The following is a 19,188-nucleotide window of genomic DNA, read 5'->3' as shown; positions in this document are numbered from 1 at the left end:
TTGGGGCCAGTTCTGCTCTTTGAGGGCGGCACAACGCCGTCGCAGCAGTTCGTAGTCAGCAGGTGTGTAAGTTACCATAGCTAAAAAAGGAAACGTCTTTATGAACCTACTCACACATCAATAATGGGAACAGAAAGTTAGAAGTGCAGGTTGCCTATTGGGGTAGAGCTACTAATAAAAGTGTGCGCTCCGCCTGGGTGGGCTTCCTGGTGACAGGTAGCACGTCCCGAAGGAAAGTTGGCAGCCCAACTGACTGAGTGTGTAAAGGTTCAGGTACGTTCTTCCTATTAGTTTGTATGCTCACCATCAACCCTTTGGGGTGTTGGGTGATGCCTAAAATGGGCTTGTATGCCAGCTTTTCGGCGACAGGATGCACGCCCCGAAAGGGTAGTTTTTGGCTTTCATTTCGGCGTTCTCGTCAACAGGTTGCAGGTCGCAGGGGTCAGGTTTTTTGTTTGTGTGCCATTTTTCCGCCGACAGGCCACACGCCCCGGTGGGTTAGCCTGACAGGTTAGGCGGGTGGCGTTCGACAAGCCAAACGTCCCGATGTTTGAAGTTGGATGAAGCGGATTGGTTGCGTTGTTGAGCTTCGCGCTCGGTACAAAAAAGCGGTTGGTGCGTTTGTGTGCGCTCTGCGTGGGCAGCTTTCCGCCGACATGACTCACGCCCCGTCACCGAGGACTCAGCCCAACAATGGCAGGTGTGTAAAGGTGCAGGTTGCTTGCGTTCAGGCAACTAACTTCCTCACCATCAACACCTGCGGGTGTTGGGTGATGCCCATAAAGTGCTTGTATGCCAGCGTTTTGGCGACAGGATGCACGCCCCAAAAGGGCAGCTTTGGGCTTCCATTTCGGCGTTCCCGTTGACAGGTTGCAGGCCGCAGTGATCAGGTTTAGGGCTTCCAATTCACGCTTTCGGCTGACAAGCCAACCGTCCCGGCAGTCTGGGTTTGGCAATTATATGACAAAGACGCTTACTCTGCTTTGTTGGCTTTCTTTTTGTTTTGGCTTCGCTCAAAAAGCAAAGCCGACAAAACCGATTCTGCAAAGACAAGAGCCGGAGTTTGTGGGTGGAGTTAGTGCATTAGCAACCTTTATCATGCGCAACTACCACTATCCTGAGCGAATGTTGAAGGCAAACGTTTCAGGAGGAACTGATGTCAAATTTAGAGTAACAGAACGCGGCACAGTTGACAGCATCCGTATTTTGAAAAGTCCGGGTTTTGGGGCTGATGAGGAAGCGATTCGACTAATCAAATTGACCTCTGGTAAGTGGAAATAGGGACGAATTAATGGTAAAGCAGTTGCAATGGATTACTATTTGCCGCTACGGATAGACCCGGATTAGTTGCGCTCCGCGTGGGCCGCTTTTCGGCGACAGGACTCACGCCTGTATGCGGGGGACTCAGCCCAACGGAGGTGAGGGTGTAAAGGTGCAAGCCACTCGCGTTCAGGTGGCTAACTTGCTCACCATCAGCCCTCACGGGCGTTGGGTGATTTTTCAAGCGTAAGTGAATATTTCGCGTCTCGTGCGACAGGATAACGAGTTGATAATGAGAATTCTTTTGTTGTTTCACATCCCGGTCGACAGGTGAATCCCCGTTCGACAGCGCGTTTTGGTCGGTGTGCCACGTACCCGGCGACAAGTCGGTGATCGCTGGACAGAACAAGTAAAACGCGTTTCGGCCGACACGAGAACGTACTTGAGCAGTCACGACCGACAGCCTCGGCTTGATCGGATTTGTGTGTTGTTGGTCAGCTCTGCGGGGCCACTTACCTCGGACAGGAAAGCGGTCGGAGTTCCAGGGCGACACCCAACACGAACAAGGGTGAAAATGTCAGGGGCAACGTACCTGCGTTTCGTTTATCTTTCAGCCGTCAGTCCTTATGTGTGGTCGTTGGGTGCTCGGCCATGTCAGTGGCGTGGTCAGGTTCCGGCTGACCGGCTAATAGATTGACAGTGAGTGTTTTTTGCTGGTTTGTCACGTACCTGTTGACAAGTCAATCAGCTGTAGACAGCGCGTCGACAAACGCGTTTTGGCCGACCGTGGAACGTACCTGAGCGGTTTCGTTTGACAGCCTCGGCTTGTTTGTTTGGGCCTCTCTCGGCTTGTTTGGTTTGTGCCGCACCGGCGGACCGGTTGTTGGTTCGCGCTGCAGGGTCCACTTACCTCGGACAGGACACTGGCTGGATAGGCCCGTGCGGCAGCCCAACTGCCACCGTGTTCGCCCGCGAACGAACCCAGAAGAACAGCGGGCCAACTGGTGGCCCTACATTTACTTAGCTGTCAGTACCCCCTTATGGGCAGGTCGTCTTTGCGTGTTGGCGCTCATCAACCCGTCCAGCTACCCGATTTGGCTATTTGTTAGCGATAGCGTATCAGTTGCTGCCTTGACTGAGCTTCTCTCAATCGTGTACATCCCCAGCAGAACAGAACACAACCGGAACAGCTTCTCTCATCTATTAATAGCCCTACCGGGTACGGGTAAAGTCGAGGGTAATGCTGACCCCTCGTGCGGTGCCCTGTGTGATAGCTTGCCTCAATTTGCCGTCGAGTTGCCGGGTGAGGAGAGTCACCAACTGCGTGCCGAAGCCAGTCCCCGGCAACGTGATGGTGGTTTTGCCCACACCGTTATCGGCCACGACGAGCCGGAGGTGGTCCGCGCCGAGATCAGTTAATTCGATACGTACCCAGCCCGACTGCTGGTTGGGAAAGGCGTATTTGAGTGCATTGCTCACCAGTTCGTTGACAATCAGACCCAACGATAGAGCCGTATCTACGTCGATAGCCAATTCGGGCATGGGGCACTCAATACTGACACGCTGAGAGGCATTGTAGGCATCGAGCAGCGTTTCGGCTAACCGCAGAAAGTATGTTCGCATCTCGATAAGGGCTAAGTGGCGGTCCTGATAGAGTTGCTGATGCAAAATGCCCATGCTCTGCACCCGGTTTTGGCTGGCGCGTAGCACATCCTGCACGATAGGGTCGTTGAGTTGGGCCGATTGGAGTTCGAGCAGGCTCGACACGATCTCCAGGTTATTCTTGACACGGTGGTGAATCTCTTTCAGCAACAGTTCATTCTGGGCGTTTTTTTGCGCGATCTCATCGCGTTGCTGTTTGCTAATCACCGCTTCGTGCAGGGCCAGCTTGCGGGCCTGCTCGCGGAGGCGGGCCTGCATCAGGTACCATAAACCAATCGCCAACAACAGCCCATATACCGAATAGGCCCAGGGGGTTTGCCACCAGGGTGGGCGGATACTGATACGGAGGGGGGCTGCCAGGGTGGTCCAAACGCCATCCGTGTTCCGGGCTTTCAGGTGGAACAGGTACGTTCCCGGCTTCAACTGCGCAAAATCGACGGTATGTTTGGGGCCAATGCGTACCCACTGCGGTTGCTCATCGACTCCACTTAAGGCGTAGGCATACTCCCGACTGGCTGTGTTGCGGTAATCGAGCAGCGCAAACCGGAGTTCAAGGGTATTTTGCCGGTACGACAACGCCAGGTTGTTCGTTCGCCAGTATTGTTGGGGCAGGGGCCTCATCGTTTGGGTCTTATCGGCATCAAAACAAGAAACCGCCACTAGCCGCAGGGGCGACGGTGGCTGGAGGGCGCTTTGACTGAGGGCTGGCTTAAACCGCCGCAGGTTGTTCTGGCAACCGAAATAAATCTCGCCGGTGAGGGGCTGTGCGGCGATGGGGGTGGAATAGGGCGAGGTCCCCACAAACTGCGGAAACGTGGATACCTGCCCGGTTACGGGGTCGATGCAGGAAACCACCTGATTCTGATTGAACCAGATTTTGCCGGTTTCGTCCAGCGCGGAATTACCGAAGTAATCATCCGTAAACCCGTTGAGAAGGCCGTACTTTTTGAACCGCCCCGTTTTGACTGATAACCGCTGTAAGGGGGCAGTATATCCACTCGTCACCCACACGTCGCCCTGCTTATCGATCAGGGGGGCGTAGGTGTAGTTGCTGGCTAATCCGTAGGGGTCGCCTTGCCGGAGCATATACCGCTGCACCTGCCGGGTACGTTTGTTTACCCGGCACAGCCCGTTGGCCGATCCGCACACCCAAACGGTGTTCTGCGCATCGACGGCAATTTTTTGGAGGTTGTTTGAGGGCAGGCTGTTGGTATTGGACGGGTTCTTTTTCCATTGCTCATAGACCCTCACGAGCCCCGTTTTCAGCGACAAACTACCTTTCGGAATGCGGAAAAGTCCATACCCCCAGGTCGAAATCCAGAGATCGCCGTCGTGGTCGAGGGCCGAGCAGATGGGAGTCTGGATGGGTTTGCCTTTCCCGTCCGCAAACCGGACCGGGAGCGAACGACCCGTTTTTTTGTTAAAAATAAACAAGCCATCGTCTTCCGAAATGACTAGCAGGTAGCCATCAGCCAGGATACTACAGGAAAGCACGTTGGGCCGTTTCAGCACAAATCGGGTGTCGCCCCGGTTCGAATCGTAGCGAATCAGACCCAGGGCCGTACTGATCCACAGCAGGCCGCTCGAGTCGGGTAGTAGGTCCGTCGCCAACGGCCTGACGCCGCCCAAGGTTGGTAACCGAATGTTGGGGTAGCGTTCCTGACGAGCGTCGAAAAAGAGCGGATTTTTGTCGCTCAGTCGCTCCAGCCAGATCAGCCCCTGCCGGTCTTCGTAGAGCGTTACCAACCCCGATAACTGCTCCTGATTGTCGACGGCTACCGGCGTGCATTGCTCCACCACGGCCCGATCGGCCGAAATGCGAAAAATATCGTTCTCGCAACAGAGCCAAAGCCGCCCCAACCGGTCTTCCAGCATCACGTTTGGACATGGAATCGCTTTTCCCCCGGCAGTCTGTTTATTGAAGGAGGTAATTTGCCCGGTTTCTGGATTGAATACCCGCAGCCCGGTCTGGTTGGGAACGCCCATCCAGAGCAGGCCCCGATGATCTTTACAGAGGCTGCCGGTTGAGCTGGAAGACACTCCCTGTTTGTCTTCTATCGGCAGGTAATGCCATCGTCTACCGATCAGGTCATAATACTCGAACCCGGCCGTGGTGCTGACGTAAATTTGGCTGGACGTAACCACGATGGGTGACAGCGGATTACCCTGTAATTCCCCGGCCTTGCCGGGTTTGGGTAAATACCGGACCGTACGGCCTGTGCTGGGATCGAACCGATTCATGCCCCAATCGCTTCCGATCCAGAGTTGCCCCGACGCATCACGTTGCAGAAACCGCAGATTGTCGGACGACAGACTGGCTTTATCGGTGGGTACGTGCCGGAAATGGGTGATCTTTCCGGTTTGTGGATTGTAGGCATTCAGGCCACCATCGCGGGTAGTGATCCAGAAGTTACCCTGCTCATCCTGGATCATATCTACCGCGTGTGCCGACGATAACGAATTCAGATCGACCGGATTCGAGTGGATCGACTCAATTTCATGACCGTCGTAGCGGCTTATGCCATTCGAACTGACGAACCAGAGAAAATCGTCGCGATCGGTAAAGAATCGGTTGATGGTTAATTGATTTCGGTTGCGGCCCAGCGTCTCTTTGGGGGGTTCGTTGAAATAAAGCACCGTAGATTGTGCCTGCCCGTCTGGTGCAGACAGGCACACTAGCAGGAGGAGCCACCCAAAACCAACGTATCCATTCATGTTGACCTGTTTAGTGGCCTAAGCTACTTCACTTGTCTTTCTGATCCTCGTTGTTGATATCGCGGATGCAGATGAATTTTCCATCGCGTTTTTCAAAAACACCCATGTATTTGCCGGTACTCACTACGTTGCCAGACGTGTCTTTAATCGTTGTCTTCCCGACTTCGGTCACCATATTACCATCGCCGTATACGTCCATCGTCTCGTAAGAAACCGTGGTCCCGGCCTTGCGCGTTTTCATACTGTTGAGCAACACCTGCCGGATAGCCGCCTTCCCCACGCACATGGGTTCGTCGTCGGCCATTTCTATGGCATCGTCTGCATAAAGAGCCATTACTTTGTCGATGTCCCTGGCTGTTGTGGCGCTGGCCCATTCGGTTTCAATGGCCTGTATCTCCGTTTTGATGAGGGCCATATCGGGTTTAGCCGCTCCCTGCTCCGTGGTATTTTCTGCTTTCTGGGCGGGGGCGTTGCAACCGGTAACGCAGACAGATGTACTGGCAACAACGGCCAGGAGTAGGGTAAATGGCGTGTTTTTCATGGTTTGTTTTTTAGAAATCATTACTTTACTGGTACAGGCGGAGCGGCAGATTCGTGATAGAATGTCGCTTTCCACGCGCCGTTGATTCTGGTGAAGAGCATCGTTCCCGCTACGTTTTCAAACGTTAGTTTCTGGCCGGTTTTGAGCGTTGCATCCTGTTCCATCGAGAACGTATAAAGCACCAGCGAGTCCGTCAAAACCCGGATCACTTCTTTCTTTGGCACGACGCTCAACGTCTTCATCTGGCTAAACCCGTCTGCGTTCAGTTTTTTTAGCGCATTGTAGTCGCCCAGGGTGCCATCGGGGTTGACGGCTTGGAAATCAGGCGTATTCTCAAAGTAGGTCATGCACGTTTCGATGTCCAGTTTTTCGACCTGTTGGAAGAATGCTTTCACAAGGCCAGAAATTTCCTGCTCTATAGCCTGCTTCTTCCCGGCGGTCATGACAGGTACGTCGGTGGTCGTTTCCTGCTTAGTTGGGTTGCAGCCAATGGTGCAAACAAGCAGGAACAGAGCGGCAAAAAGAGCCAGAACGGGGGCAAATGGGTTTGTTTTCATGGGTTTGGTTTAACTGATTTAGGGCACTCTCACTAATCGGCGATAGATTTCAACGGCTTTTATTTTCTCGTACACCATACCCAATTTTTTATCTGCTTCCTGAAACGATTTGTCATCGTGAATTTTCTGGTACGCCTCGGCATTGGGCCAATTGCCCTCGAAAAAGTAGCGGTATTTGTCGATTTCTTTTCCCTCTACTTTGTAGAATGTATATCCGGCGTTACTGTAGCCCAGGCGTTTAATGACCGCGTTCAACTCGCTAATCACCGCCGACAGTTGGGCCTCCGTTACACCGGCTGGCATATCGAATAGGTGAATACTTTTGAGTTGAGCCGTTGCGGTTTGCTGAGCTTGTGCAGATGTTGACATGCTGAGGCTAACAAGGAGCCAAAGAGCAGAAAAGGGAATCAGGAAATGTTTCATGGGTTTGATTGGTTGGTTTGACTGTTTTAAGATCAATTCTCCAGCAGTATAGGCTAGGCTTATTTGTGCTTATCATTTCGGATTTACATAGTGTCGTCCGTTAAATCCAATTCCATGAATAACAAATAGTCTTTAAATGCTGCGGGAATTTCCATTTCTGGATACGCGTCAATGTCACGAAATCCGAAACTTCTATATAAAGAATGAGCTGCTTCCATAAACTTCGGACTGTCAAGCCGGACTTTTTTATAACCGACCTTTTTCGCTTCAAGTAAAAGTCGGTCAAGAATAGCTCGTCCAGCCCCAATTCGTCGACTAGCTGGATGGACAAACATCCGTTTTATTTCACCGATGTCGGGATTGATACGTCTTAGACTGCCAAGTCCACATACGTTGCCTTCATCAATAGCCAGGATTAGTTGTCCGTAAGGGGGTTGAAACTTATCAATCTGTTGGATGTCCTGGTCAACTGCTTCTTTGGGATTATGGGGATGGACGCCATAGCGTTCCTGCATATTGTCGTTACCCCAAACCAAATAGTCAAACCATAATTTTTTAACGGCTTCCAGGTCGTCAGGAATGACAATAGTTCTTGTTTTTATTGTTTCACTTTTGTCCATTTCCTAAATAGGTTTTGGTTGTCTATTTTCTGTGGTAGTCTTGCAAATAACGGTTTGAGTATTGCCAAAGGCGGGGATTTTTAGCACAAAACGGGACGGCCCGAGCGGTTCAATAGAATTACAATATTAAACGTTGCACAAATGTCTAATCGAAGCATTTTAGCCCCGCTTTTTCATTATAATGTTAGGGCAGTTTTGTCCCTCGCCATTATGTCAAGGGTAAACCTGCAAACCATTTTGCGAATGTTTCCCAAAATCCGATTTGTACCTGAAAAATAAGTAAGGCATGTACGATAATATATAAAATCAGCACAAGCGGAAAAATCCATCTGCCTTTTTGCTGGTTTCTTTCGATAACCATTAAAGCGATTAAAATGGCATATACAAGCCCGATTGTTGTAAGGAAGCCAACGGGAACACTATCGGTAATTTCAATGAGAAATCGGGAAAGAGCAGGTTCTATAAATACAATTCCCGTTGCTATCATTGCTCTTGCGTGGATGTTGATGTCTCGCCGATTCACAATAGCAATGATATACATGATTCCCAAAATCAACAGGTCTTTAAACGGTAGCAATAAATGTGGTGAAGGTCCGCTCAATGAAATTTCGCCGTTTATAATTTCTATCCGCTTTTGAAGTTGAACATGTGTCAGTAGAATAACAGAAATAAACAATAACGGCATTAATACGTAACTCAGTTTGCCAATGAATTTATGAATACCAAGTTCCTTTTTTCTGATTAAAATTGGTTGAATAATTAATGCTAAAATCCATAAAGCCATTATCACAGCGTGCAAATGAAAATAGAAGTTGTAGTCGTTTGTTCCGGGAAAGAGTTTTGAAAAATAGCTGCTCCAAAATCCTAATAAAACCAATATGGGCAGTCCGATAAAATAGTAACCTGAGTTGTCGAAGCGTATTTTTTGTGTGATTGCTGCCATATTAGTTTATTTGGTTACACGTTGTTTGTCTTGCGGATTGCTGGGATATTGCCGCTAACTCGCCGAATTCCTGTTGTTCCATCCCGAATGGGTCGATCACAGATAGCTCAGCCACCACTGCTCTTTGTGCGTTGTCTTGTAGGCATCAAACCAGCGACACAGGGGGTACAACGACGCCACAACGGCTATCCAGATGAGGTAAACCACCCCAAGGTTGTAGCCTCCATCGCCGGGTAGCACAAACCGCATCGGTATGGCTGGCAGGGCTTTATCGGCCTCTGTCATGGTGTGGCCAGCGGCAAAAAAGACAAGCATGCGCAGGGTATGCAGGACATACCAATGGATCGTGTAATAAAAAAAGGCCGTCCGTCCGTAGGTGCGCAGCACGCCCGTCACGCGATTATGTACGTTTTCCAGCAGCGCCAGTCCCAGCAATCCCGGCCCTACCGTAATGCACATATACAGCAGCGATGGGGGGTATTTATGCACCTTCAGGAACGAGAACACCGTGGTGAGGTCGTCTTTCTGGACGCTCCAGGGGAAGGGGTCGCCGTAGCCATTCAGCAAACGCAGCCCCACGAATAGCCCAATGGCCCCGGCACCGAGATACACCAGCCACTGTTGACGCTTCGTGGCCGAAACCGCTGGGGCAAACAACCGGCCCAGGCAGTAGCCCAGCATCATTAACCCTAGCCAGGGAAGAAAGGGGTACAGTACCACAATGACCCGGCCAGGCGCGTAGTCAAACACACGGTGACTGCCGCCATGAACCAGCGCCCACCAAAAACCTGACGTAAATCCAGGTGCCTGTTCCACCGCATCCAGCAGATTATGGCCTAAAACGATGGCTAAACCAAGGCCCAGTATGGTCCGGAACGGCAGCCACATCAGCCCGGCCATGAACACCATGCTGATGCCCAGCGACCAGAAAACGGCTAGTGTGATGGGATTAAACAGGGTAAACGTATCTGCCGGTGCAATCAGGAGTGCCTCGGCTACAACGAGCCACAGACCCCGTTTCAGCAGAAACAGACTCAACTCGCTGCGCGATTTTCGTAAACCCTGCAGGTAGATGGACGTACCGGATAGCAGGGCAAACGTAGGGGCGCAGAAGTGGGTAATCCAGCGGGTAGCGTACAGGACCGGCGTGGTGGTATCGAGATTGAGCGGGTCGTTGGTCCAGGCCTGAGCGTGAAAGAAATCACGCGTATGATCCAGCGCCATAATGATCATAATCAGGCCCCGCAGTACGTCGATGGACTCGATGCGGCCTTTGAGTAATGAAGGCGCTGGACTAAGGGGGCCTGTAGTTTCATGTGGATAGGGGAGCGGAAAGGTCATTTCGGTATAGTGGCTAACACTCGTTTATGTGTTCTGGAGGGTTTTACCTAACCTTGTAGGCCTCTAACTCGATCTCAATCAACTGGCCGGGCAGTGCTAATTCCTTTACGCCAAACCATGACCCGGTCGGAAACTGCTTTTTGTAGATCGTATTTCGGTAAGCCGACTGTTCCACAAATTCGGGCATGTTCGTGGTCAGAATATTCTCGACCACAACGTCATTCCAGGTGTAGCCGTAGTGCTTCAGTATTTTGTCCAGATCGGCGTAGCAATTTTTCATTTGCTGTCCCAAATCACCTTTGGCAGTCAGGTTTCCTTTGTCGTCCATACTGACCGCACCCGATATTTTCAGTTCATTGCCAATGCGAACGGCATGGGAATAGCCATACGCTTTCTCGACGTCGGGGCGTAGCATAAAATACTCCGGCGCCTCGGATTGAGCCGCTGGTTTCTCATCTGCTTTTTGGGGAGCGGTATTGCAACCGACGATAAACAGGATCAGGGCGGCAGAAAGGGTGAAAAGGGAGACGAATGGGTTGGTTTTCATGGTCATAGCTGTTTTATTTCACTCTCACTAAGCGACGGTAGCGTTCGACGGCTGATCCCCGGCAGTATAGGCTGGGGTTAGAAACCGATTCTGAGTCTCGAGCCGGGTTGGTACGTTAGTCGGCCGCTGGCGCCGTAACGTACCTGTTGGCTTTGAGCCGTGTAGCTGGCCGGTAGCTGCACCGTGTGGTTCAGCAGCACAGCGTTGGTCAGGCTGGGTACCGCACCGCACGACCAAACGGTGGGGTCGGCCCAGCTACCGGCTTTTACCGTGGTGAACGTACCCGTGCAGGGCACATCATCGTTCTGAATCACAATCGTGACCGATGAAGCCGCGCCGACGGTGTAGTTGCCACCATCGAGCAGGGTCAGGATGATGGTTTCGTCGGGTTCGTAGAAGCTATCGTTCACGGGTCTCACCAGTAGGGTGGCCGTGGTACTGCCCGCCGGAATCAGGATGCTGCCGCTCACGCCGTTGACGGTGGCTGAAAGGGGTTGCGAGGCGGGATTCAGGTAGGCGGTCGTGAAGTCGGCTGGGTACGTGGTCGTGCCAGCGACGTTGAAATTGACCAGAACCGCTTCCGTGGTAGATATGGGTCGGCTGAAGACGACCTGCACCGCCCCGGTCGAACTCTCGGAGATAGGGCTGCCACTCACGGCTATCGACAGGGTATTGGTCGTACTGGCCGGGGCGGTGTTGCCCACCCGAAAAGCCCACGAGTCGGGTGTGATGCGGGCATTGCCATACACGTCGGCCACGCCCGTGAGCGTCAGGCTGATGACCTCGTCGGTAAAGGGCGTGAGGCTGCTGATGGGCGTAAGCACGATCTGGTTCTGGAAACAACCCAGCGAGAGGGGCACCGTTTGGCCGTTCGAGAGGCGTTTGGCCACCACGTTGCTGGCCGAAAGCTGGGCGCAGGCGATGTTTTCGTTGTAACGGATGCCGATGGTGCTGCCTGCCGCATAGGTGCTGTTGGTGGGTTGTGTGTTGCCCAACGGCACGGGTACGCTGCGGTCGAATACGCCACTGTTGCGGGCCGAATAGACTACCCCCGTTGCCCCGCCGCTGAGCGGACAGGTCAGTTTCAGGCGCAGGTCGTAGGTGCCATCCGTCAGGCCTGTCGTGTTCCAGGTGGTTTGAGTGCCGTTCACGCTGTTGTTGAGTTGCGCCTGCGTTCGCGTAAAGGCATCTGTCCAGGAGGAGCCACCCGTGGGCCGATACTGAAACGTGACATTGGTGAGGTTAGCCCACGTATAGCCGCCAATCAGCACCGGCAGCGTGTTGTTGTCGGCGATGGTGCTGACCCAATTGGCATCGGGCAGGGTAAGCGTGACGGGCGAACACGGGTTCTGGAAATAGACCGACAGCGCGACGGTTTTCAGCAGTGTGCCGCCATTGGGCGAGCAGGCGTCGGAAATCTGAAACCGTAAGCCCTCATAGGCATACACGCGGGAGGCGGCACTTTTGCCGACCCGCACCGTCAGGAGTACTTCGCTGAGCCGGTTCACGGTGTAGAGGATCGGTCCGACGTAGGGACTGCCATTGACCGAAATCAAGGCCCCATCGAAGTTACTATTGGGGTCCAGCGAGAGCCACACCTGCCGTGATGCATCCGTATTAACCTGACTGATGTTGCCAATGCGGAGCGTAAACTCCGCTTCGGTACCGGGCGCTACATTCTGCGCCACCGTGATGGGGGCCGTAAGCTGGAAGTTATCCCGCGCTAACGTACCCGGCTCGGTGGGGCAGCTCGAATCGCCACCCAGCAACTCGAAAACGGGCGTACCGTAGATGGGGTCGGTCTTCACGTCGACCGATAGTTTATCGCCGGTGTTGTCGCGGAGAAAATAGCCCGTGGTCGTCTCGCGAGTAACGCTGTTGGTTTCACTGCCGCCGATCTCTGTCTTGAGGTTGACCGTCACGCCACCGCTAAAGCCGTTGCCCGCCACCTCGAAGCCCAACGCAACAGCCACCTCGTTATCGATGTCTACCGTGTATTCGATGGTATTCGCCTTGCGCGTTGATTTGGTAATCTGCGAATTTATATCGCCCAGAAATCCACCAAAGCTCACATTGCGGACAAACTCCGCTTCGCGTTTGTTTTTGGCATTATTGTCCAACACCTGCTGCCATACCTTTATCTGGTTCCGGTAGTTGCGTCGTTGCGTTGAATCGGTGCTGATACTGAGCAGGTAACGCAGGTTCGGAATGCTCGTATTCTCGATAAAATCGGCGGTATAATAAAAGTCGGTCCCCGCCTGCCCGGAGTTGGCGACAATTAACTGCTGCGACTCGACAACCGAGCAACTCGCAGGGTTGAAGGTAAGTACCGTCGCCACTGAATACCACATATTCATGGCCGTACCGTAGAACACGTCGCCGCCCGCGCCCACCGCTGCCGCCGTATTGTTGGTCGAGATGCCGCTGCTGCTGGTGTTGGTGATGACGGTTTCGCGGGCGTTGACATTGCGGGCCATAGCCGTGATGCCTCCGCCAAGGGTGGCAAAGACCGAGTTTTCGGTGATCACAAAAAGGCCCGTCAGGAGCTTCACCCCCACTTTGGCCTGATACCAGGTCTTCACCGTGGTGCCCAGGCTGTACGAAAAGCGCATCGTTTGCTCCTGCTGCGTACTGCCCGTCCAGAAGCTGTAGCTACCGTCGCCCGGCGGGTCATGCAACACGAGCAGCGGTATCTGCGGCGAAACGGTCTGAAAACTGGCTGTCCCCGACTTCACGCCCGTTACCACCACGTTGCGGTTCAGGGGCGCAGCCGTGCGTCCGAAGGCGTCGGTAAACTGCGCGTTCAGGTAGCGGTAATACGGCGCAATCACGTTGGGCACACCCGGCACGATCGTCAGGCTGCGGAGGCCAGTACTACCCACCACTGCCGTGGCGGTCTCGCCGGTATCGACCTGTATGTTCGTCGATACCAGCACGGTGCCACTGCTGACGGGGCAACCCGTAGCAACCGGCCCTTGCCAGGCCGTCACGGTGAGGTTCTGCGGAGTAGCCTGCTCCATGAGCGAATAGCCTGCCGCTGTGCCGCAGGTGCCGGGCGTTATCAAACCCGCAATCGAGAGGGTCGGTGGTCGCTGATAGGTCAGGTTCAGCGTTGAAACGGCCGTGGTCGATGTGATGTCGCGGATGAGCGAGTCAGCAGGGTATTGGTTGGTAAAAAAGGCTACCACATCGGGGCTACTGACACCTGCTGTGGCGTTGGGGGTGAGGCTGATGACCTGCACTTTATATTTCCGGCGCGGTAGCTCAATAGTATAAAATCCTGTTGCACTGGTTGTTACGCGCTTGCGGAAACAACTAGGGCGGTCAGTGCCGTTGCCATCTTTCAGCAGGTCAGTAAATTCCAGCACCACCGCCCCGATGGCTTCGTTGCAGCCCGCCGCCACCCGCCCCACGATGGTCTGCGAGCTGGGGCTGTCGAAGTTGACGTTATACACGTTGGTGACTACGTTGACAGACTGCCCCGCCGGGGTGAAGGTCAGGGCTGTTTTCTCGGCAGTAAGCGAATAACTGCCAGGGTTGTTGACCGCCACCGCAAACCGCCCATAGTTGCCGGGCGCGGGCTGTTCGAGGTAGGCCGTGTTGGTCAGGTTCACCTGCGCACCGTTGCGGAAGGTTTTCACCGACACCCCATCGACGGGGCAGGTCACGCTGCCCGTCACGGGCGTTTGGCCCGAAAAGCCGGTGATGCAGTCGGAACAGACCTGCCGCGTTTGGCCGTTGATCCCAAAGGTGGTCAGGTCGGTGAAGTTGATCGTCTTGGGGCTATTGAACTGGTTGAGCGTAAACCCCTCGCTGGCTGGGCTGAAGGTATGCACGAGCGTGGCGTTGTTGGGGTCAGCATAGGTGGGTGTAACGGTAAACGTAGCCGTCGTAAGGCTCGTGGGCAACGTACCTGCGGGCACCCCGTAGTAAATCGGCGAGAGGTTATAACTGCCATCGGTGGCACCGTCAGAGCCGGTTACGAACGTATAGGTCCAGCTTGTGGGGCTACCCGCCAGCCCGGTGGTAGTGCGTACCGCCGTGATCGTGACGCCCACCACCCCGGTGATACCATCGCTGCTGCGAACATAGCCTACAAACTGCCCCGTGGAGTTTATTACCTTCACACTGGCCTGGGTCGAGACGGCCGAGCGGCTACAGGCATCGGTAATGATTCGCCGAAACAGGTACGTTTTGTTGGGATTTCCCTCCGTCGTCAGCGGCCTGGGCAGCGTGATACTCTGGGCATTGGAGGCGGCGATGTCGGTCCAGAAAATACCGTTATCGCCGCTCTGCTGCCATGTCAGCGTGATGGGCGTGGCGGAAGCCGATGCTGCCGTCAGGCTGGTGAGGATATTGGCCGACTCCTGCGGGTATGGTACAATGGGCGGACCACCAACGCTCCCCGCCACGAGGCTCACCAGCGATTCGTAGGCACCCATGTCCACTGTGCCGCCCGTAACGCGGGGGCTGCCCGCCAGATCGGTGGTGATACCAGTCAGCCCCGTCGTTGAGTTCAGGCCCGCGTTCACGGCGGGCGAGCAGGACCCAAGTTCAGTAGAGCTGGTGTTGCCGAAAGGCGTTACCGTGGTGGTAATGTTGCCCGGTCCGCTCGTGTCGATACCCGTGCCGGTTACCGAAGTTGGCTCAAACAGGCTGTACGTGAGCGTCATGGTGGCTTTCACATCGCCGTTACTAAACCCTTCGCCATTTCCGAACGCCACGCAGTTAACGAGCCTGGCCAACACCAGTCCACTCGCATCAACGGCGTTGTAGACGGCCCCTCCACCCAATGGCGCCGCGTTACCCTGAAACGAGCAGTTGGTGATGATGGGTCGGCTAAACGATGTGGTAGAACCAGTAGCGGCATTGACAATGGCTCCCCCCCGGCCCTGGGCCACATTGTTCAGAAACGAGCAGTTGGTAATGAAGGGGCTGCTGGTGCCCGAAAGAATCCCGGCATTATAGATACCACTGCCGCCATCCGTTGTGGAGGAGGTCGTATTGCTCTGAAACAGGCAGTTAACGATGGTGGGGCTGGCCACGCCGCTGACCGCCGCGTTGTTGAGAATACCACCGCCAATAAACGAACTGTTGCTTCGGAACAGGCAATTGCTAATGACCGGGTTGCTGGTGCCGCCGTTGGCCCCATCGTTCATGATGCCGCCCCCACCGTTATTGCCACCATTTGGACCCTGCGTCAAGCCGCCAACGGCCCGCTGGTTGTTCTCGAACCGGCAGTTGCTGATGCTTGGGCTGCTATTACCACTGTTGGCGCCACCATTGTAGATGCCACTGCCGCCGAAGGCGAAGTTGTTCATAAACCAGCAGTTGCGAATAGTAGGGCTACACACATTGCCGCTGCCCAATCCGTTATTATAGATGGCCCCGCCGTTTTGTTTGCCTGCCTGAGCGCCCGTGTTGTTGGCCAGCGCAAACGCCAGTACAAAGCCATCGAGAATGGCCGTGCCGGTCAGGCCGGGGCCGTTGCGGAAGAGGTTGTAGGCACTGACGTTGGTGTTGTTGGCAATGTCGGCGCTGAGCGTGGTACTGGGCGGTACGCTCAGGCTGCTGGCCGGGCGTTGGCTCAGAGCGACTTCATTGCCTATGAATCCGCCGTAGATTGCCACGCCGGGCTGCATGGTGAAGGTGGCGTCGCGGTCGGTGGTGGGTGTGCCATTTACGGTTGGCTTATACGTACCTGCGGCGACCCACACCTGCCTGCCGCAGCTTGTCTGAGCCGCATTTATGGCCGTTTGCAGCGCATTACCAGCGTAAGCGTTGGCCCAACTGCTGCCGTTTTGCGCCCCTGCGCCAGTGGGCGTGACAAACAGCGGCGGGTTCACCACGAGCGAAAAAGCAATGGTAGTCACGGTGTTACAGCCCGTAATGACCAGCGAAAAACTACCGGCATCGGTGGTTTGGGCGCTGGGTAGTGTAAGCGTGGCGGTGGTGGCTCCACTCACGGCACTGGCCACCCCCACGCCCCCCAACGGCGCCCGGAACCACTGGAACGTGGGCGACGAACCACTCACCAGAACCGGCACACTCACGGCGCTGCCCGCACACACCAGCGAGACCGACGCAGGCTGCTGGGTGATGCTTATCTGCCTGCTGGGATTAGCTACCGCCGTAAATTCATAGGCCCCGATATCGACCGTACCGCCACTCGTGGGAAATAGGCGCGGGTTGCCGCCCGCGTCGGTCGTGATGCCGCTCAGGCCCGGCGCGCTGTTCAGCCCCGCATTGATGGCCATCGAGCAGTCGGTGATCTGGGGGCTGGTGGTATTGACAAACGGCGAACTATTCGTGACAACGTTGTTGGTCTGACTGAAATTACCCGCTGCCCCACCCGATACCGCTCCCGGCTGAATAAGGCAGTTCGTTGTGACAAACGTAGGTTGGGCGCCATTGAACGACATGAGAATGGTGCCCAACAGAATGCAGTTTGTAGCCTGTGGGGCAGCCGTACCCTGTTGGGTGATAACCATAACAGCTCCTCCGCCACCTACCGCCGTATTTCCCTGAAACGAGCAGTTGATGAGCGTGGGGCTTGCCGTACCCGAGTTGCCGCCGTTGATGTAGATGCCGCCGCCAACATTGGCCGTATTGGTCAAAAACGAGCAGTTGATCAGCGTGGGGCTTGCCGTGCTGCCATCGGCCAGGATCGCCATACCGCCGCCAAAATTGACTGAATTGTTCTGAAACAAGCAGTTCCGCACGGTGGGACTACTATTCCGGTTGTACATGCCCCCACCAAACGCCGTTGCCCCGCTGGCATCACTGATGGTAAACCCGTCGAGGATGGCCGTTGAATTAAGGTTATTGGCGCTGTTATTGATGACGTTGTTGCAGTTATCGCTGCTGTTGCCCACCGTCCCGATGTCGCCGCTGAGAATGGTGGTCGGCGTAGCGGCCAGCACACGCTGGTTCAGGGTCGTTTCTGTTCCCGCAAAGCCACCGTAAATCGCCACACCTGTCTTCATCGAGAAGCTGCTGGAGGCGCTGGGGCTACCACCGCCCGGCTTGTACGTACCTGAACGTACCCAGACCTGATCGCCCGCCACCGACGCGTCGATGGCCCCCTGCAGGTTGCTGGTGGCGGCGGCCCAGCTTGTGGCTGTGGCAGGGGTGGCGTTGGTGCCGGTAGCCGATACGTACCGGACGGTCTGGGCTTTCCCCGCGACCAGCAGCAGGCAGAGCAGCAACGTACCAGGAATGGAGATTCCCAACCCCGTTCTGAAGCCTATCCGAACGGGGACGAGGCTGTAATTGACTTCATCGTCAACATGAACGATAGTCAAACCGGAAATCTGTTCGACGAGGCGGCACCAATTGAGGCGTAGGCTACCGATAGGCATGGCAGGGTCGGGATAAAAAAAGGCTACTCCAGCGGAGCAGCCCTGTAAACCAACCCTAAAGACCATTGGCAGGCAAGCCCGCCCGGACGAACGTCCCGTTTTGTTATCCCAACCCCGTGCCGATTTGTACGAGTAACTGAGCGGTCACACCATGCGGATACGGCGGAGCAGTTCGTCGCGGAAGACGTGGCCCAGCGGAACGGTTTTACCCCCTACCATGAGGCGGTTTTCAGCCACCTCGTCTACCCGCAGCAGGTTGGCCATATACGACCGGTGCACCCGAAGAAACTGCTGCGCGGGGAGGGTCGCTTCCAGTAGTTTTAATGGTGTCGTCAGGGTGTACTGCTGCCCGGCGGTGAATAGATGACAGTAGTTTCGATCGGCTTCAAGGTAGAGGATATCGGCCAGGGCAATGCGCACCATGCGATCTTTGTAACGCACAAAAATCCGGTCGTTCAAGACATAAGGGGCTTCGTTCTGTTCCAGTGACGAGGAGACGTCGGCCGTGGGCGGCTGGGTACGTTCAGGCAGTAAACTCAGCGTGAGTTCAATGGCCCGTTGCAGGTCGAGGTTGTTGATGGGTTTGCCGATGAAGGCATAGGGATGAGTGGCCTTGGCCCGGTTGAAGGTCGCCTCGTCGGTGTTGGCCGTTACAAAGATGACCGGAATGGCACCAAGCTCATGTAACGCCTGCGCCGTTTCGATGCCATCGGTCGTGCCCCGCAACTGCACGTCAAGCAATACAATATCGGGGCGGTTGGCTTCGACATGGTGCAGAGCCTCTTCGCCCCGCGCCACTACCCCTGTTACCTCGTAGCCGAGGCTGGTCAACAGCAGGGCGATTTTGGCCCCGATAATCATATCGTCCTCCACGACGAGCAGTCGTACGGGCGACTCATCGGGGCTGGATGGCTGAACGGGCATGGCTTGGTACATCGGGAGCGAAATAGTTCGTCAATATAGCTTCATTTACGCAACTATACTCGCATCTGCTTCTGTGTCAGCGTAAATAGCATTGGCGCTTCAAACAGAGACAGTCTGCTCATCTCACACGAGCACCGCTATCCCTGTTGTGGCTAAGAGCCTGGAATTGAACCAATATTTCAGTACACCGAACGCCACCAGGCAGCCTCGCCAGGACTTACTTGACGCGGCTTTTTCAAAATGAGAGTATGTCGGTACACCTGCTTAAGGAAGCCTCATTGTAGGGTAACAGAA

General features: G+C 54.8%; 12 protein-coding genes. 1 reads left to right on the top strand and 11 read right to left on the bottom strand.

Translation table 11 applies throughout. The features are described 5' to 3' along the window. The first annotated feature begins 960 nt into the window (after positions 1 to 960). The gene (locus tag ACAW75_RS05160) at positions 961 to 1,281 is read left to right on the top strand and encodes an energy transducer TonB (RefSeq protein WP_370727609.1); all 321 of its coding nucleotides are present in this window, start codon (positions 961 to 963) and stop codon (positions 1,279 to 1,281) included. Positions 1,282 to 1,288: 7 nt separating this feature from the next. Here the strand turns inward: ACAW75_RS05160 and ACAW75_RS05155 are convergent, their stop codons facing one another. From ACAW75_RS05155 to ACAW75_RS05105, 11 genes are all read right to left on the bottom strand, one after another. Beyond that, a complete protein-coding gene (locus tag ACAW75_RS05155) occupies positions 1,289 to 1,669 on the bottom strand; it encodes a hypothetical protein (RefSeq protein ID WP_370727608.1) in 381 nt (126 codons plus the stop codon). 803 nt (positions 1,670 to 2,472) lie between these two features. Further along, positions 2,473 to 5,637: a histidine kinase dimerization/phosphoacceptor domain -containing protein gene (locus ACAW75_RS05150; RefSeq protein ID WP_370727607.1), complete on the bottom strand. Its 3,165-nt coding sequence runs from the start codon at positions 5,635 to 5,637 to the stop codon at positions 2,473 to 2,475. Between the two features lie 28 nt (positions 5,638 to 5,665). Continuing rightward, positions 5,666 to 6,178, bottom strand: coding sequence for a YybH family protein (locus ACAW75_RS05145; RefSeq protein ID WP_370727606.1), 513 nt, complete (start codon positions 6,176 to 6,178; stop codon positions 5,666 to 5,668). A 20-nt stretch (positions 6,179 to 6,198) separates the two neighbouring features. Next, positions 6,199 to 6,735, bottom strand: coding sequence for a YybH family protein (locus ACAW75_RS05140; RefSeq protein ID WP_370727605.1), 537 nt, complete (start codon positions 6,733 to 6,735; stop codon positions 6,199 to 6,201). An 18-nt stretch (positions 6,736 to 6,753) separates the two neighbouring features. Beyond that, positions 6,754 to 7,158, bottom strand: a complete 405-nt coding sequence (locus tag ACAW75_RS05135; RefSeq protein WP_370727604.1) for a hypothetical protein — start codon at positions 7,156 to 7,158, stop codon at positions 6,754 to 6,756. An 83-nt stretch (positions 7,159 to 7,241) separates the two neighbouring features. After that, positions 7,242 to 7,778, bottom strand: a complete 537-nt coding sequence (locus ACAW75_RS05130) for a GNAT family N-acetyltransferase (RefSeq protein ID WP_370727603.1) — start codon at positions 7,776 to 7,778, stop codon at positions 7,242 to 7,244. Between the two features lie 208 nt (positions 7,779 to 7,986). After that, complete coding sequence (locus ACAW75_RS05125; RefSeq protein WP_370727602.1) at positions 7,987 to 8,721, bottom strand: hypothetical protein; 735 nt, start codon at positions 8,719 to 8,721, stop codon at positions 7,987 to 7,989. 96 nt (positions 8,722 to 8,817) lie between these two features. Continuing rightward, positions 8,818 to 10,062: an acetyltransferase domain-containing protein gene (locus tag ACAW75_RS05120; protein ID WP_370727601.1), complete on the bottom strand. Its 1,245-nt coding sequence runs from the start codon at positions 10,060 to 10,062 to the stop codon at positions 8,818 to 8,820. A gap of 43 nt (positions 10,063 to 10,105) precedes the next feature. Then, positions 10,106 to 10,609: a RidA family protein gene (locus ACAW75_RS05115; RefSeq protein ID WP_370727600.1), complete on the bottom strand. Its 504-nt coding sequence runs from the start codon at positions 10,607 to 10,609 to the stop codon at positions 10,106 to 10,108. A 77-nt stretch (positions 10,610 to 10,686) separates the two neighbouring features. Beyond that, positions 10,687 to 17,913 (bottom strand): choice-of-anchor Q domain-containing protein, encoded by a 7,227-nt coding sequence (locus tag ACAW75_RS05110; protein WP_370727599.1) that lies wholly within the window; start codon positions 17,911 to 17,913, stop codon positions 10,687 to 10,689. Between the two features lie 201 nt (positions 17,914 to 18,114). Continuing rightward, positions 18,115 to 18,906, bottom strand: coding sequence for a LytR/AlgR family response regulator transcription factor (locus ACAW75_RS05105; RefSeq protein WP_370727598.1), 792 nt, complete (start codon positions 18,904 to 18,906; stop codon positions 18,115 to 18,117). Positions 18,907 to 19,188 lie beyond the last annotated feature (282 nt).

The sequence above is a fragment of the Fibrella arboris genome (genome assembly GCF_041321095.1).
In the GTDB taxonomy this organism is placed as follows: domain Bacteria; phylum Bacteroidota; class Bacteroidia; order Cytophagales; family Spirosomataceae; genus Fibrella; species Fibrella arboris.
The sequence above is the reverse complement of the archived record's forward strand: the minus strand, read 5'-3'. Positions and strand labels throughout refer to the sequence as shown.

Bases quoted from the DNA above. Each gene is read 5' to 3' on its own strand.
- ACAW75_RS05160 (WP_370727609.1), top strand. From the start codon at position 961: ATGACAAAGACGCTTACTCTGCTTTGTTGGCTTTCTTTTTGTTTTGGC.
- ACAW75_RS05150 (WP_370727607.1), bottom strand. From the start codon at position 5,637: ATGAATGGATACGTTGGTTTTGGGTGGCTCCTCCTGCTAGTGTGCCTG.
- ACAW75_RS05145 (WP_370727606.1), bottom strand. From the start codon at position 6,178: ATGAAAAACACGCCATTTACCCTACTCCTGGCCGTTGTTGCCAGTACA.
- ACAW75_RS05140 (WP_370727605.1), bottom strand. From the start codon at position 6,735: ATGAAAACAAACCCATTTGCCCCCGTTCTGGCTCTTTTTGCCGCTCTG.
- ACAW75_RS05135 (WP_370727604.1), bottom strand. From the start codon at position 7,158: ATGAAACATTTCCTGATTCCCTTTTCTGCTCTTTGGCTCCTTGTTAGC.
- ACAW75_RS05130 (WP_370727603.1), bottom strand. From the start codon at position 7,778: ATGGACAAAAGTGAAACAATAAAAACAAGAACTATTGTCATTCCTGAC.
- ACAW75_RS05125 (WP_370727602.1), bottom strand. From the start codon at position 8,721: ATGGCAGCAATCACACAAAAAATACGCTTCGACAACTCAGGTTACTAT.
- ACAW75_RS05120 (WP_370727601.1), bottom strand. From the start codon at position 10,062: ATGACCTTTCCGCTCCCCTATCCACATGAAACTACAGGCCCCCTTAGT.
- ACAW75_RS05115 (WP_370727600.1), bottom strand. From the start codon at position 10,609: ATGAAAACCAACCCATTCGTCTCCCTTTTCACCCTTTCTGCCGCCCTG.
- ACAW75_RS05105 (WP_370727598.1), bottom strand. From the start codon at position 18,906: ATGTACCAAGCCATGCCCGTTCAGCCATCCAGCCCCGATGAGTCGCCC.